Genomic DNA, 14364 nt, shown 5'->3' with positions numbered 1-14364 from the left:
CAGTCCGCGGCACCGTTCCACACCACTGAGAGAAGCGAGAACACCCCGTGGGATCCACCTTCTACGTCAGCGCCGACCGCGAACAGGCCGGACCGTGGACCTTCACCGGCGAGCAACTCACGGAGTGCGTCCGCCGCCACTGGCCGGACGCCACCGTGAGCGGCGCCTTCGAGAACTTCCTGGAGGTCCACGCCGAGGTCGAGCCCGGCCGGTGGGCGGAGGTGTCCTACAACCTGCGGCACGGCGCCTTCTCCTTCGAGGACCGGGAGCCGCACTCCGCGCCGCTCACCGTCATCTACACCGCGCTGCACGAACTGGCGCCCACCGTACCGGTGGTGTGGTGGGTCGACTACGACGCCGAGCTGGAGCCGCTCGACCTGGCCGGCGGCCGGGAGGCGTTCATCGACAGCTTCCCGGCCTAGCCGTCGCAGGTACTTTGCCCAGGTGCCTAGCGCAGGTACCTAGCGCAGGTACCGCTGTGCCACGGCCGCGAAGGCGGCCTTGGGCTCCCACTCCATGTCGGGGTAGGCCTGCCCCCGGCGGCCTTCGAGGAGTTTGACGATGCCCAGGCCGGCCCGGTCCAGGTCGTCCCTGGGGTCGCCGTCCGGGCGGTGCGGGTAGCCGGGCAGGGCGAACAGGAAGACGAACGCGCTGTCCACGCCCTCGGTCTCGAAGATCTCCAGCAGCTCGCTCAGATAGGCGGCCTGGCCGGCCTCGTCACGCTCGTACACGCCGTTCAGTCGTGCGGGGGCCCTCGTCTCCGGGTCGTGCTCAACCACCTCCAGCACCCGCCCGCCGCGGTCGCCCGCGCCACGGTAGGCCGCGGTGCCGAACCCCGTGACAGCGAGCGGCTTGGGGCCCCGGGCCAGGGTGCGCACCGCCTCCCGGAACCGGTCGGCGACCTCGGCGGAGCGGATCAGCTCGTACGTCGCGAAGTCGAACGGGGTCCAGTCGACCTGCTCGAACTGGATGGACGCGTAGGTGAGTGCGCCCCGGAACCGCTCGCGGACGGCGGCCGCGGCCTCGCGGAGGAACGCGTTGACCCGCACCCCGAGGTCGCGCATCGCGTCGGCCCGCCGCTCGGGGCGGGCCATCAGCTGCTCGACCCGCTCCTCGGGGCTCTCCCCGGGCAGGAACCCCCGGTTCATCACGCTCAGCTCGACCCCCGCGACGAACACCACCGCGGCCCCCTCCCGTCGGAGCCTCTCCGCCCGCTCGGCACAGTCCCGGAAGAGCGTGAGGATCTGCTCCGGATCCAGCTCCAGCGGATACGGCGAGAACCAGACCTCCAGTCCGAGCTCCGCGGCAGCGGCGGCGGCCGCCTCCAGCCGGTCCGGGTCGCCGCCGACGATCTGGACCGCGTTGCAGTGCAGGTCGTCGCGGATGATCGCGAGTTCGCGCCGGACCACCGCGGGGTCGAAGTGCTCGCGGGACGTCCGCCCGTGCACGACGAATCCGGTGTCGTAGGTCATTCCTCTTGCCCGCACGACGATGCCCTCCCTGTCGGGACCTGTCGGGACCGGTCGGCCCCGGCCTGGTCGAGACTGACAGGACTTTTGCGTGCACGCAAGTTTTCTCGTACGCATATGTGCTGGCATGCAGATTTGCGAGCACGCAAGTTTGCGGGCGCGCAGCCCGGTGTGGAACGCTGACCCCGTGACGACACCACCACCGGGACTGCGGGAGCGGAAGAAGCAGGCCACCCGCGCGGCGCTGCGCGAGGCGGCCCTGCGGCTGGCCGTGGAACGCGGCCCCGACGGGGTGCGGGTCGAGGACATCGCCGAGGCGGCCGGGGTCTCACCGCGCACCTACAACAACTACTTCGCCAGCCGCGAGCAGGCGATCGTCTCCGCCGTCACCGCGGACCGGGAGGCCCGGGTCGCGGCGGCGGTCGCGGCCCGGCCCGCGGGGGTCCGCCTGGCCGACGCCGTCACCGACGCGGTGGTCGAGCAGTACACCGGCACCGGTGAGCACGAGCACGGGGCACTGCTGCTGATCACCACCCGGAGCGCGCTGCGCGAGGCCTTCCTCGATGCCACCGCCGACATCGAGCCCCCGCTCACGGCGGTACTCGCCGAACGCCTGGAGAACGCGGGCGAGTCCACCGCCCGCGTGCTCGCGGCGAGCGTGGCCGCGGCGGTGCGCATCGCGCTGGAGGGCTGGCTCCGCCCGGCCGGGACTGCGGGGGCCCTCGCGGGTACCGGCGCCGGAGGACTGGTGGTCCCCTCCGGTTCGCTGCCCGACCGGCTCCGCGCGGCACTGGCCCCGCTCGCGCCCGCCTTCGACGCCGTCGAGCGGCGCGAGCCGGTCAGGTGAGAACCGGGCCGGTCGGCTGAGGGTCGGTCAGGTGAGAACCGGTCAGGTGAGGTCCGGGTGAGGGCCGGTCAGCCGAGTTCGCGCTTGAGGATCTTGCCGGTGGCGGTCATCGGCAGGGCCTCGACGAGTTCCACGATGCGCGGGTACTTGTGGCCGGCCATCTGCCCCCTGCCCCAGGCGATCAGCTCCTCGGGGGTGGCCGAGGCGCCGGGGTGCAGGATCACGTACGCCTTGACCTCCTCGCCGTGGCTCTCGTGCGGCACGCCGACCACCGCGGCGAGGCTGATCGCGGGGTGCGTCATCAGCACCTCCTCGACCTCGCGCGGGTACACGTTGAAGCCGCCCCGGATGATCATGTCCTTCACCCGGTCGACGATGTAGTAGAAGCCGTCCTCGTCCCGGCGGGCCAGGTCGCCGGTGCGGAACCAGCCGTCCCTGATCGCGGCGGCAGTGGCCCCGGGCCGGTTGTAGTAGCCCTTCATCACGGCGTGGCCCTTGACCGCGATCTCGCCGACGGCGCCGGGCCCGGTGACCTCCGACCAGTCCTCGTCGATCAGCTTCAGCTCGACGCCCCAGATCGGCACCCCGACGGAACCGGGGCGCGGCGCGCGGCCAGGGTCGGAGAAGGTCACCACCGGCGAGGTCTCGGAGAGGCCGTACCCCTCCAGGACCCTGATCCCGAGCCGCTCCTCGATCCGGCCGAGCAGCTCCACCGGCAGCGGGGCGCCGCCGGAGACCCCGATCCGCAGGTTGCGGGCGATCCGGTCCACGTCGACGGTGTCGGCGAGGGCGCCCAGCAGGGCCCACCACATGGTCGGGACCCCGGCGAAGAAGGTGATCTCCTCGGTCTCCATCAGCCGCACCACCTCCGCCGCGTCGAAGCGCGGCACCAGGTGGAGGGTCGCGGCCGTCGAGAAGCCGGTGTGCATCTGGACGGTGGAGCCGAAGGTGTGGAACAGCGGCAGGCACAGCAGGTGGCTGTCGGTGGCCGGCGCGCTCCGGAACACCCGGTTGCAGGCGAGCACGTTCATCACCGTGTTCACGTGGGAGAGTTCGGCACCCTTGGGCTGACCGGTGGTGCCCGAGGTGTAGAGGATGATGGCGGTGTCGGTCGCCTCGGTGGCCACCGGGTCGAAGACCGGGGACCGGCCGGCCAGCGCCGCGTCCAGGGTCTCCTCCCCCGCGACCGGCGAGGGCGTGGCCGGATCGGCGGTGATCAGGAAGAAGTGCTCGCAGCCCTCGACCTCCGCGAACGCCCGCCGGCCCTCCTCCCCGATCGGCAGGCCCGGCATCCCCTCGAAGCAGAAGTACGCCTTCACCTCGCCGTCGCGCAGGTGGTAGGCCACCTCGCGCGACTTGAGCAGGATGTTCAGCGGGACGACGACCCCGCCGGCCTTGAGGATGCCGTAGTAGACGACCGGGAACTGCGGCAGGTTGGGACAGCTCAGCGCCACCCGGTCACCGGGCCGGATCCCGTGCTCCACCAGCAGGTTGGCGACCCGGTTCGCGGCGGCGTCGACCTGGGCGTAGGTCAGCCGCGTCGAGCCGAGCACCACCGCGTCACGGTCCGGGTGCGTACGGGCGGAGTCCTCGAGCAGGACCGACAGGTTCAGCATGACGCCTCCGAGGGGACGGGTCCGGACCGGGCCGCGGGGCGGCACCGCGACATCATCGTCCTCGGAGCGGATCACCGCCAGTACTCCGGCGGCACGCGGCCCGGCCGGCCCCGCCGTCGGCGTACGGACGGCGGGGCGGGCGACCCCAGGGGGCCATGGGCCGGGGGGCCGGGGGGCCGGGGGTCAGGCCTTCTTGACCACGCTGGACTTGAGCTGCATGGCCCCGAAGCCCTCGATCCGGCAGTCGATGTCGTGCCCGTCCACACCGTCGACCAGGCGGATGTTGCGAACCTTGGTGCCCGCCTTGATGCCGGAGGCGCTGCCCTTGACCTTGAGGGCCTTGACCACCGTCACGGTGTCGCCGTCGCTCAGCACATTGCCGACCGAGTCCTTGATCACCCGCTCGCCCGCCCCGGCCTCGCCCGCCTCGGTGGGCGCCCACTCGTGGCCGCACTCCGGGCAGACCATCATGGCGTCCATCTCGTACGTGTACTCGCCGGCGCACTTCGGGCAGGGGGGAAGGTTGTCGCTCATGCTCACATTGTCCAGTCGTTCGGAATGGGGCCAGGATCTAAGGATATGAAGAATTTTTCAACTCGCCGGTTTGTCATGTGATGGATTCACCCATGGGTCACCTGGTACTGGACCGCGGCCGCGCGGACCTCGCCATGGTTGAGGTTGGGACGCCCCGCGGCCTTCCCGATGCCGGGCGGGTGGGGCAGGATCCACCCATGACGGAGCATCAGTTCGACAGCGCGCCGACGGCGGACTCGGCGACCGCCTATCTGGAAGGACTCCGTGGGCGCCTGGCGGCGGACGGCTGCCAGGTGACCGAGGGGAGCTGGCGCGGGATCCGGACGGTGATCGGCAGCCGGTCGGACCGCAAGGCGCGGTGGTTCGGCACCAAGGTCGAGCTGTTCGTGCTCGCCGCCGCCGTCCACCGGGTCGACGAGGCCGCGCTGGCCGAGTTCACGAGCTGGGCGATGGAGCACGCGGGGAGCGTCCGCAGCGGGCTGGCGGGCGCCCGCAACGCGGCGATGATCCTGCCCGCGCTGATCGGCGACACCGTCGACCCGGCGGCGGCGCGGTGGGCGGGCGCGGACGGACGGGTGCTCGGGGCCACGCTGATCGCCCGGCCGGTCGCGGTGGAGGCGGCGGCTCCGGGGGCCGCCCGGGTCACGATGTACCGGGGCGGCTTCGCCTGGGGCGGGATGTTCACCTCGCACGTCCTGGAGAAGGCGGCGCTGTACTTCCGCTGAGGGCCGGGCGTCGGCGGAGAGCCGGACGATCACGTGATCGACACCTGGAGATCACACCCTTGTGCAATCCTCCACACGATGTCACCCTCTGCACTGTGATTGCTACGGCCCCCACAACCGCGAACGCCGCTTCCGGATCCGGCGGTTGGTGGCTGCCCGCGATTCCGGCGCCGGACCGGGCCCGGGCGGCCCGGCCCGCCTGGGCGGCGTTCGTCGAGCAGGCGCTGGCCGGGGCCCCGACGGCCCGCCCGCCGTACGGGGACGGGCCCGACCGGGAGTCACCCGCCGGAGACCTGCCCGGCGTCAGCGGGTTCCGGGCCGTCGTGGCGCCGCTGGCCCGGCTGGCCGGTGCCGGGCTGCCGGCGGCCCTGCCCCCCGAGGCGGTCGATCTGCCCGCCGTGCGGGCGCAGTTCGTCGCCGGGCTCACCGACACGCTGGCCCGGCAGGCCGCCCGGACGCTCGTCCTGGAGCTCAATGTGGCCAGGGAGGAAGGGGTGCTGGCGGGTGACACCCCCGCCGACCGCTTCCGCGACTTCGTCCGGCGGATGGCCGCACCGGCCGGGCTCCGCGCGCTGTTCGGCGAATACCCGGTGCTGGCAAGGATCCTGGCGCAGAACTGCCTGGCCGCCGCCGACGCCTTCGCGGAGCTGCTGACCCGGTTCGCCGCCGACCGGCGGGAGCTGACCGGGGCCCTGTTCCACGGCACCGACCCCGGCCCGCTGGTGGCGGTCCGGCGCGGCGCCGGCGACGGGCACCGGGGCGGGCGGGCCGTCGCGGTGCTGCGCTTCGCCGGCGGCGGGCGGCTGGTGTACCGGCCGAGGCCGACCGCCGTCCACCGCCATCTCGCCGACCTGGTCGGCTGGTTCAACGCCCGGCCCGGCACCCCCGGCCTGCGCACCCCGGCCCTGCTGGAGCGACCCGGCTACGGCTGGCTGGAGTTCATCGAGCGGCGACCCTGCGCCGAACCGGCCGAGGTGGAACGGTTCTACCTGCGGCAGGGCGCCTGGCTCGCCCTGCTGCACGCCCTGGACGCCACCGACCTGCACGCCGGGAACCTGATCGCCTGCGGCGAGCACCCCGTGCCGGTCGACCTCGAAACCCTCTTCCACCCGCCCGCGCCGGCCGACCCGGACCGGCCGGAGGACGATCCGTGGCAGAGCGATCCGGCGGCGCTGGCGCTGCAGGCCTCGGCGCACCGCACCGGTCTGCTGCCGCGGCTGGTCCTCGGTGACGAGCGCGCCCTGGACGCCTCCGGGCTCGGCGGCGACGTCGGCGCCGGCTCGCCGAGCGGGGCCGTGCGCTGGGCGGCGGCGGGCACCGACGAGATGCGGCTGGTCCGCGGTGCGGCCGAGTTCCCCGGTGCCGAGAACCGGCCGCGGCTCGACGGCGCCGACTCCGATCCGGCCGACCACCTGGACGCCCTGCTGGCCGGCTTCCGCGCGGGCCGCCGGGCGCTCGCGGCGGGACTCACCGACCTCACCGGCCCGCGCGGACTGCTGAGCGCCTTCGCCGAGGACGAGGTCCGGGTGGTGCTGCGGGCCACCGAGGAGTACGCGACGCTGCTCGACGAGTCGACCCACCCCGACGTGCTGCGCGACGCGGCGCACCGCGAGGCGCTGCTGCGGACCCTCGGCACCGGCGAGTCCGCCCGCCCCGGCCCGGCCGCGCTGATGGAGGAGGAGGTCGCCGAACTCCGGGACGGCGACGTACCGCTGTTCACCACCCGCCCCGGCGGGACGGAGCTGCGCGGCGGCCGGGGCCGGCCGTTCCCCGGCCTCCTGGACCGCCCCGGCCTCGACCGGGTCACCGAGCGGCTCACCGCCCTGGGCACGACCGACCCCGCCGGGCAGGAGTGGATCGTCCGCGCGGCCATGGCGGCCCGTTCCACCCGCCCCGCCCACGGAGCGGCCGCGACGGCGGCGCGGGCCGAACCGCCCGACGCCCCCGCCCCGGAGCCCGACCGGCTGCTCGCCGCCGCCCAGGCCCTCGGCGACCGGCTGGTCGACGGGGCGCACCGGTCGGCGGAGCGGGCGAACTGGCTCGGCCTCGACCTGGTCGCCGACCGGTACTGGCGGCTCGCCCCGGCCGGCGCCGACCTCGGCGGCGGCTACCCCGGGCCGGCCCTGTTCCTCGCCCAACTCGCCGCGCTCACCGGGACGGACCGCTACGCCGAGGTGGCCCGCCACGCGCTGCGGCCGGTACCGGACCTGCTGGAGCGGCTCGCCGCCCGGCCCGAGGACCTGCCGCTGGTCGGCTCGGGGGCCTGGGCCGGCCTGGGCGGCCTCACCTGGGCGCTGGCACAGGTGGGCGGGCTGCTGGCGGACCGGGAGGTGCTCGACTGGGTCGGGCCCGCCGTCCGGCTCACCGCGGCCGCCGCCGAGGCCGAGGAGCCGTCCGGGCTGGCCGACGGCACGGCCGGCGGACTCGCGGCCCTGCTCGCGGTGCACCAGGAGACCGGCGACCCCGAGGCCTGGGCCGGCGCGCGGCTCTGCGCCGACCGCCTCCTCGACCGACTAGACCGACTCGACCAGCTCGACCAGCTCGACCGAGCCGACCGGTCACCGGCACCGGCCGCGGGCTTCGCCACCGGGACCGCCGGCCTCGGCTGGGCCCTGCTGGCCTTCGCCCGGGCGGGCGGCGGCGCCGCCCACGAGCGCGCCGGGCTGGCCGCGCTGCGCTCGTCCGTGGCCGGACGGGCGCCCGGCGGGTCCTGCTGCGAGGGCGCGCCCGGCATCGCGCTCGCGGTGGTCGACAGCGGGGCCGCGGCGGCCGACCCGGAACTCGCCGCCTGGGCCGGGGCCGCCGTCCGCGCGGCCGTGGCGGCCGGTCCGCGGCCCGACCACAGCCTCTGCCACGGCGAGACGGGCGTGCTGGAGCTGCTCGGCCGGGCTCCCGGTGCGGCCGCCGGTCGCGGCCGGGCGCGCCGCACGGCCGCGCTGCTGGACGCGCTGGCCCGTACCGGGCCGGTCTGCGGCACCCCCGACGGCCTGGCCGTCCCGGGCCTGCTGTTCGGGCTGGCCGGGGTCGGCCACGGGCTGCTCCGGCTCGGCTTCGCCCACCGTACGGCTTCGGCGCTGCTCCTGGCGCCGAGTTCGACGCGGCCGTCCCAAGAGGACGCCGTGACCCACCAGCGGCCGTCCACCGTGACGCCGTGACGCTCGATCGGCCGTCCTCCGTGGCGCCGTGACCCTCGAAGAGAGAAGGGTGAACCCCTTGAACCGAACCGACACCCCGGCCAGACCGCTCGCCGAGACCACCCCCGCCGCGGGCAGGCCGGCCGTCGGGCAGCCCGCCGGAACGTCCGCGCCGGAGGCGGTCCGCCGGTGGAAGCGGTCCGACGGCCACGAGAGCGTGGCCGCCGACCACCCGGCCGGCGCGATCAGGCTGCACCCGGGCAGCCGGCTCGCCCGCCGCTCCGTGCTGCTGGGCGGCGGGACCGCCCGGATGGCCGAGACCGGGGACCCGTGGACGACGATGAGCTACCACGAGGAGTAGCCCCCGCCCGCCGGGCCCGGCCGCCGTCACCACCAAGCGGCGCTCCGTCGGCACCACCCGGCGCGCCGTCGCCACCGCCCGGACACCCGTCACCGCCCGGCCACCGGCGCGTTCCGGCAGGAACCTGCCGGTCGGTCGGGCGGTGAATGCCCGATTCCGCTCTTCCGGAGCCGTCCGAGGCCCAATAGCCTGCGGCCATGCGGACCTCATCACCGGTGACCGTCGGCCGGACGGCCGAGACCTCGCTGCTCCGAAGAACCCTGACGCGCCTTCACGGCGACGGCGGGCGCTCGGTGTTCCTGGTGGGCGAGGCCGGCATCGGCAAGTCCAGGCTGGTCGACGACTGCGCCGGACGGGCCGTGGCGGCCGGGCTGCCGGTACTCCGGGGCCGCAGTAGCACCACCGGGGCGGACACCCCGTTCCGCCCGCTGGTGGAGGCGCTCTACTCGTGCTTCCACGCCGGGGGACCCCCCGGGGACCCGGAGCTGCTGCCGTACCGGCCGGCCCTGGGCCGGCTGGTGCCGGAGTGGCGGTCCGCGGCGGGGCCCGGCTACGCCGAGAGCGTGGTGGAGCTCGCCGAGGCGCTGCTACGGCTGCTCGCCGTCGTCGGCCGCCGGTCCGGCTGCGTGCTGGCCCTGGAGGACCTGCACGACGCGGACGCCGAGACGGTCGGCGCGGTGGAGTACCTGGTGGACCACCTCGACCGGGTGCCGGTGCTGCTGGTCGCGACACTGCGGCCGGAGCCGGGCAACGCGCTGGACCTGGTGCGCGGGGCCGAGCGGCGCCGGGTGGCGTCGGTCGCGGAGCTGCCGCCGCTGACCACCGCCGAGGTCGGGGCGCTGGCCGCGGGCTGCCTGGGCGTGCCGGTGGCCCGGGTGCCGTCCGCGGTGGTCGCCCGGCTGGCCGAGCGCAGCGGCGGGAACCCGTACCTGGTGGAGGAGTTGCTGGCCGAGCTGGTCGGCTCGGACGCGCTGCGCCGGGACGGCGACGGCTGGCGGGTGACCGGCGACCTGACCGCCACGGTGCCGGCCGGCGTGGTGCACGGCTGCGGCCTGCGTCTCGGCCGACTGGCCGCGCCGGTACGGGAGTTGCTGCTGACGGCGGCCACCCTCGGCCCCCGGTTCTCGGTGGACTGCCTGCAACTCGTCACCGGGGACGACGATCCCGGCCTGTTCGCCCGGCTGCGCGCCGCGGCCGAGGCGGACTTCATCGTGCCCGACCCCGGTGCGCCGGAGGGGTACGGCTTCCGGCACGCCATCACCGCGCAGGCGGTGCTGGAGAGCGTCGCCCCGGCGGAGCGGGCCGCGCTCGCCCGCCGGGCCGCCGCCGCGCTGCGCAAGGCCGGACCGCCGTACGCGGCCGACCACGGCCGGCTGGTGGCCCGGCTGCTCGTCGCGGCCGGCGACCACCACGGCGCGGCCCTGCTCTACGCCGAGGCCGGGCGGCAGGCGCTGGCCGAGGGCGCCTCCGCCTCGGCCGTCCGGCTGCTGGAGCGGGCCGTGGAACTGGCGGCCCCGACGGACCGGACGGCGGTCACCGAGTCGCTGGCGTACGCGCTGGTCGAGGCCGGCCGGCTGGACCGCGCGCTCGCGCTGGCCGACGACCTGCCGAAGGCCAGCTCCGCCGCGTTGAGCCCGGAGCGGGAGGTCGCGCTGCGCACCCGGCTGGCCTGGGCGGCCGTGGTGGCCGAGCGGGGCCCCGACACCGTCACCCAGGTCTCGGCGGCCCGGGCGCTGCTGCACGACGGGGGCCGGCCCGAGCAGACGGCCGCGCTGGCGGTGGTCGAGGGGCACCTGGCGCTGCTGCCCGGCGAGCGGGACCGGGTGGACGACGCCGAGCGGATCGCCCGGGAGACCGCCGAGGAGGCGGAGCGGACCGGGCCGCCGGTGCTGGCCTGCCAGGCGCTGCAGCTGCTCGCCCTGCTCGCCCGCGAGCGCGGCTTCGACGCGGCCGACGCCTGCCTGGAGCGGATGCTGGCCGTCGCCGAGACGCACGGCCTGCCCAACTGGCGGTTCGAGGCCCTGCTCCGGCTGGGGGCCAACGCCTTCCTGCGCACCGGCGACGCCCGCCGGCTGGAGCAGGCCGGGGAGGCCGCCCGGGAGCTGGGCTCGCTGGTGCGCACCCAGCACACCGAGAGCCTGCTGGCGATGAACGCCGTGCTGCGCGGCGACCCCGCCACCGCCGAGACGATCGTGGACCGCTGGCTGGACACCAGCCTGCGGATGGGCAACCTCGCCACCCACCGCTACCTGCGGCTGACCTCGGCGACGCTCGCCGCCCACCGCGGCCGCCGCCGGGACATGGAGCGCGAGCTGCGGCTGTTCCGCCAGGCCGGGGGCGACGGCTCGCTGCTCACCCCGGTGGTGCTCGGGCTGTGCCGGGCGGTGTGCGCGCTGCTGGAGGAGGACCGGGCCGGCGCCGAGGCCGAGCTCGCCGCCACCGCGGAGTGGGAGGCCCGGCACCCGAGCGTCTTCTACCTGTCCGGCCGGTACGGGCTGGACCCGCTGCTCGCCGTCCTGGCCGGCCGGGCGGGCTGGGCCGAGTACGAGGCGGTCGCCGGCGCCCCGGGCGCGGAACTGGCCTGGAACCGTCCGTTCCTGGCCCTGGCCCGGGCGGTGCTGCTCGGCCGCCGGGGCCGGGGCGCGGAGGCCGCCGCGGAGGTCGAGCGGCTGCGGCAGGACCCCGACCGCTTCCCGACCGCCCACCGGCTGGGCCTGCGGCTGGTCGCCGAGGCCGCGCTGGCCGACGGCTGGGGCGATCCGGTGAGCTGGCTGCGCACCGCGGAGGAGTACTTCCACGAGCTGGACGTGCCGTCCGTCGCGGGCGCCTGCCGGGCCCTGCTCCGGCAGGCGGGGGCGAGCGTCGGGCAGCGCCGCACCGGACGGGACCGCATCCCGGCCGCGCTGCGGGAGCGGGGCGTCACCCCTCGCGAGTACGAGGTGCTGGCGCTGCTGGTGGACCGGCCCGGCAACCAGGACCTGGCCCGGCGGCTGTCGATCTCCCCGCGTACGGTCGAGAAGCACCTGGCCAGCCTGGTGCAGAAGACCGGGGCGGCCGACCGGGGCGAGCTCTGCCGACTGGCGGCGGAGCTCGCCCCGGACCGGCGCCGGCCGTGACCACCGGTGCGGCCCAGGGCGTGCCCTGGCGTCGCGGACCCGGCGAAGACCCGCAAGACACGCCTGAGGGGACGTGAGCACCGGTGCGTCCCGGCCGGCCGGGAGCGGCGGCGCGGCGCACGGGCCGTGAACGGGCGGCGCGCCGGGCCGACCGTTCACGACGCCGCCACCGCGCCGCCGTGCCACCGCGCGCTCAGCCGGTCCCGGCCGTGCACCACTCCAGGACGGCGCGCGCGCTGTGGTACTTGTTCTCCGCCTGCCCGAAGGCGAGGCTGAGCGGTCCGTCGAGGACGGAGGCGGTGACCTCCTCCCCCCGGTGGGCGGGCAGGTCGTGCAGGAAGACGGGCGCGGAGGTGGCGGCCATGACGGCGTCGTCCACCCGGAAGGGGTCGAACACCGAGCGCCAGTCCGGGTCGGGCTTGCTGGTGCCGGTGGTCTGCCAGCGGGTGGTGTAGACGACGTCGACCTCCGGCAGGTCGGCCATGTCGTGCCGCTGCTCGACCAGGCCGCCGCGGCGCCCGGCCTCGGCCGAGGCCCGCTCCACGTAGCGGGGGTGGACGCCGTACCCGGGCGGTGTCCGCAGGTGGAGTTCGGTGCCGGCGTAGCGGGACAGGGCGAGGGTGAGCGCGGAGGCGCTGTTGTTGCCCTCCCCCGCGTAGAGCACCCGCAGCCCGTCGACCCGGCCGAAGTGCCGGTGCAGGGTGGTGAGGTCGGCGAGGGCCTGGGTCGGGTGCTCCTCGGCGCTCATCGCGTTGATCACCGCCATGGTCTGCTGGTCGGCCAGCGCCCGCAGCTCGGCCTCGGGGCCGGTCGTCCGGGCGACCAGCACGTCGAGCATCCCGGACAGCACCCGGGCGGTGTCCTCGACGGTCTCGCCGGTGTTCTGCTGGAGGTCGTCGGGGCCGTAGCCGATGATCTGCGCGCCGAGCCGCAGCGCGCCGGCGGAGAAGGCCGTCCTGGTCCTGGTGGAGGTCTTGCGGAAGAGGATGCCGACCACGTGCTCGCGCAGCGGCCGGGCGTCCTCGGCGTGGCCGGCCGCGAACTCGGCGCCCCGGCGGACCAGGTCGTACAGCTCGCTGTCGGCGAGGTCGTCGACGGAGATCAGGTGGCGTCGGCTGGTCACGGCGCTCACCCGGCCAGGATCGCGTCGAGGACGACGGTGAGGCCGCGTTCCAGCGAGGCCCGGTCGATCACCAGCGGCGGCAGGAGTTTGACCACCTCGTCGTGCCGGCCGGCGAGTTCGACCACCAGGCCCTGGTCGAAGCAGTACCGCTGGACGCGCTCGGCCCGCTCGGGGCCGCCGGCCGCGCCGAGGTCGAGGCCGAGCACCATGCCCCGGCCGCGCGCGGTGACGCCGGGCACCTTGGCGAGGACGGTCTCGCCGAACTCGCGCAGCCGCTCGGCGTTGTCGGCCAGCGCGTCGAGGAACTCCGGCTGCTCCCAGTAGTCCCAGGCGGCCGTGGCCGCGACGAAGGCGAGCTGGTTGCCGCGGAAGGTCCCGGTGTGCTCGCCGGGCTCCCAGCAGTCGAGGTCGCGGCGCAGCAGCACCAGGGAGAGCGGCAGCCCGTAGCCGCCGATGGACTTGGAGAGGGTGATCAGGTCCGGGACGATGCCGGACTGCTCGAAGGCGAAGAAGGTTCCGGTCCGCCCGCAGCCGGACTGGATCTCGTCGGCGATCAGCAGGATGCCGTGGCGGTCCGTCAGGTCCCGCAGCCGGCGCAGCCAGTCCGCCGAGGCCGGGTAGACGCCGCCCTCCATCTGGAGCGGCTCCACGATCACGGCGGCCGGTAGGTCGGTGCCGGAGGACGGGTCGCTGAGCAGCCGCTCCAGGTAGCCGATGGAGTCGAACGCGCCGTGCGGGCCGTCCTCGTAGGGGACGAAGGTGACGTCCTGGGCGAGGACGCCGCCGGCCCGGCGGGCGCGCCGGCTGCCGGTGACCGCCAGCGAGCCCTGCGACATGCCGTGGAAGCCGCCGGTGAAGGCGACCAGCCCGCGGCGCCCGGTGGCCTTGCGGGCCAGCTTGAGGGCGGCCTCGACGGCGTCGGTGCCGGTCGGGCCGGTGAACTGGACCTTGTGGTCGAGTCCGCGCGGGCGCAGCAGCACCTCGTCCATCCTGGCCAGGAAGTCCCGCTTGGCGACGGTGTACATGTCCAGGCCGTGGCTGACGCCGTCGGCGGCGAGGTAGGCGGCCAGCTTCCGCTTGATCGGGTCGGGGTTGTGGCCGTAGTTGAGGGCGCCGGCGCCGCAGAAGAAGTCGAGGAAGACCCGGCCGTCCTCCGCGTACAGTTCCGCGCCCTTGGCCCGCTCGAAGACCACCGGGAACTTCCGGCAGTAGAGCCGGACGTCGGCCTCCATGGTCTCGAAGAGGGCGTGGTCGCCGGGGGCCGGCGGCTCTCCGGGCGCGGCCGGCGCGGTCCGTTCGACGGTCATGTGTGTCCTTTCCGACGCGGCGGGGTCCGGCCAGCATTCCGGCGCGGCGCGGGCCGGCAGAAGAGAAGGACCAGCAGTCCTGCGGGCAGCGGGGCTGCCGGATTCTCGGCCGCTTCTTCCCTATGGCGCCCG

11 protein-coding genes are annotated in these 14364 nt (G+C 75.5%); 6 read left to right on the top strand and 5 right to left on the bottom strand.

The genetic code is table 11. The features are described 5' to 3' along the window. Positions 1-47 precede the first annotated feature (47 nt). The gene (locus IE332_RS36120) at positions 48-422 is read left to right on the top strand and encodes a hypothetical protein (protein WP_189925062.1); all 375 of its coding nucleotides are present in this window, start codon (positions 48-50) and stop codon (positions 420-422) included. 39 nt (positions 423-461) lie between these two features. On the opposite strand, the gene IE332_RS36115 is transcribed toward IE332_RS36120, so the two are convergent. Continuing rightward, positions 462-1472, bottom strand: a complete 1011-nt coding sequence (locus IE332_RS36115; RefSeq protein ID WP_189925060.1) for a hypothetical protein — start codon at positions 1470-1472, stop codon at positions 462-464. A 184-nt stretch (positions 1473-1656) separates the two neighbouring features. Between IE332_RS36115 and IE332_RS36110 the strand changes: the two genes are divergently transcribed. Then, positions 1657-2316, top strand: coding sequence for a TetR/AcrR family transcriptional regulator (locus tag IE332_RS36110; protein WP_229929187.1), 660 nt, complete (start codon positions 1657-1659; stop codon positions 2314-2316). A gap of 68 nt (positions 2317-2384) precedes the next feature. Here the strand turns inward: IE332_RS36110 and IE332_RS36105 are convergent, their stop codons facing one another. Continuing rightward, a complete protein-coding gene (locus IE332_RS36105; RefSeq protein ID WP_189925056.1) occupies positions 2385-3932 on the bottom strand; it encodes a long-chain-fatty-acid--CoA ligase in 1548 nt (515 codons plus the stop codon). 183 nt (positions 3933-4115) lie between these two features. Continuing rightward, the gene (locus IE332_RS36100; protein WP_189925045.1) at positions 4116-4466 is read right to left on the bottom strand and encodes a zinc ribbon domain-containing protein YjdM; all 351 of its coding nucleotides are present in this window, start codon (positions 4464-4466) and stop codon (positions 4116-4118) included. Between the two features lie 197 nt (positions 4467-4663). Between IE332_RS36100 and IE332_RS36095 the strand changes: the two genes are divergently transcribed. The 4 genes from IE332_RS36095 to IE332_RS36080 all read left to right on the top strand — a co-directional run bounded on the left by IE332_RS36095 (position 4664) and on the right by IE332_RS36080 (position 11802). Further along, entirely contained in the window at positions 4664-5191 is a 528-nt protein-coding gene (locus tag IE332_RS36095; RefSeq protein ID WP_189925043.1) for a hypothetical protein, read from the top strand. 95 nt (positions 5192-5286) lie between these two features. Further along, positions 5287-8346 (top strand): type 2 lanthipeptide synthetase LanM family protein, encoded by a 3060-nt coding sequence (locus IE332_RS36090; RefSeq protein ID WP_189925041.1) that lies wholly within the window; start codon positions 5287-5289, stop codon positions 8344-8346. 58 nt (positions 8347-8404) lie between these two features. Further along, on the top strand, positions 8405-8686 hold the full coding sequence (locus tag IE332_RS36085; RefSeq protein WP_189925039.1) for a hypothetical protein: 282 nt from the start codon (positions 8405-8407) through the stop codon (positions 8684-8686). A gap of 197 nt (positions 8687-8883) precedes the next feature. Then, positions 8884-11802: a helix-turn-helix transcriptional regulator gene (locus IE332_RS36080; RefSeq protein WP_189925036.1), complete on the top strand. Its 2919-nt coding sequence runs from the start codon at positions 8884-8886 to the stop codon at positions 11800-11802. A 193-nt stretch (positions 11803-11995) separates the two neighbouring features. Here IE332_RS36080 and IE332_RS36075 read toward each other — a convergent pair whose 3' ends face one another. Together IE332_RS36075 and ectB are read right to left on the bottom strand one after the other, a co-directional pair. Continuing rightward, complete coding sequence (locus tag IE332_RS36075; RefSeq protein WP_373313938.1) at positions 11996-12934, bottom strand: ornithine carbamoyltransferase; 939 nt, start codon at positions 12932-12934, stop codon at positions 11996-11998. Next, a complete protein-coding gene (gene ectB / locus IE332_RS36070) occupies positions 12931-14232 on the bottom strand; it encodes a diaminobutyrate--2-oxoglutarate transaminase (RefSeq protein ID WP_189925034.1) in 1302 nt (433 codons plus the stop codon). Before ectB ends, IE332_RS36075 begins: the two co-directional genes overlap by 4 nt. Positions 14233-14364: the final 132 nt, after the last annotated feature.

The organism is Kitasatospora xanthocidica, from assembly GCF_014656195.1.
GTDB classification, from domain to species: Bacteria; Actinomycetota; Actinomycetes; order Streptomycetales; family Streptomycetaceae; genus Kitasatospora; species Kitasatospora xanthocidica.
Note: the sequence above shows the minus strand (reverse complement) of the source record. Positions and strands in the feature narration are given on the sequence as shown.

Bases quoted from the DNA above. Each gene is read 5' to 3' on its own strand.
- IE332_RS36115 (WP_189925060.1), bottom strand. From the start codon at position 1,472: ATGACCTACGACACCGGATTCGTCGTGCACGGGCGGACGTCCCGCGAG.
- IE332_RS36095 (WP_189925043.1), top strand. From the start codon at position 4,664: ATGACGGAGCATCAGTTCGACAGCGCGCCGACGGCGGACTCGGCGACC.
- ectB (WP_189925034.1), bottom strand. From the start codon at position 14,232: ATGACCGTCGAACGGACCGCGCCGGCCGCGCCCGGAGAGCCGCCGGCC.
- IE332_RS36080 (WP_189925036.1), top strand. From the start codon at position 8,884: ATGCGGACCTCATCACCGGTGACCGTCGGCCGGACGGCCGAGACCTCG.
- IE332_RS36105 (WP_189925056.1), bottom strand. From the start codon at position 3,932: ATGCTGAACCTGTCGGTCCTGCTCGAGGACTCCGCCCGTACGCACCCG.
- IE332_RS36100 (WP_189925045.1), bottom strand. From the start codon at position 4,466: ATGAGCGACAACCTTCCCCCCTGCCCGAAGTGCGCCGGCGAGTACACG.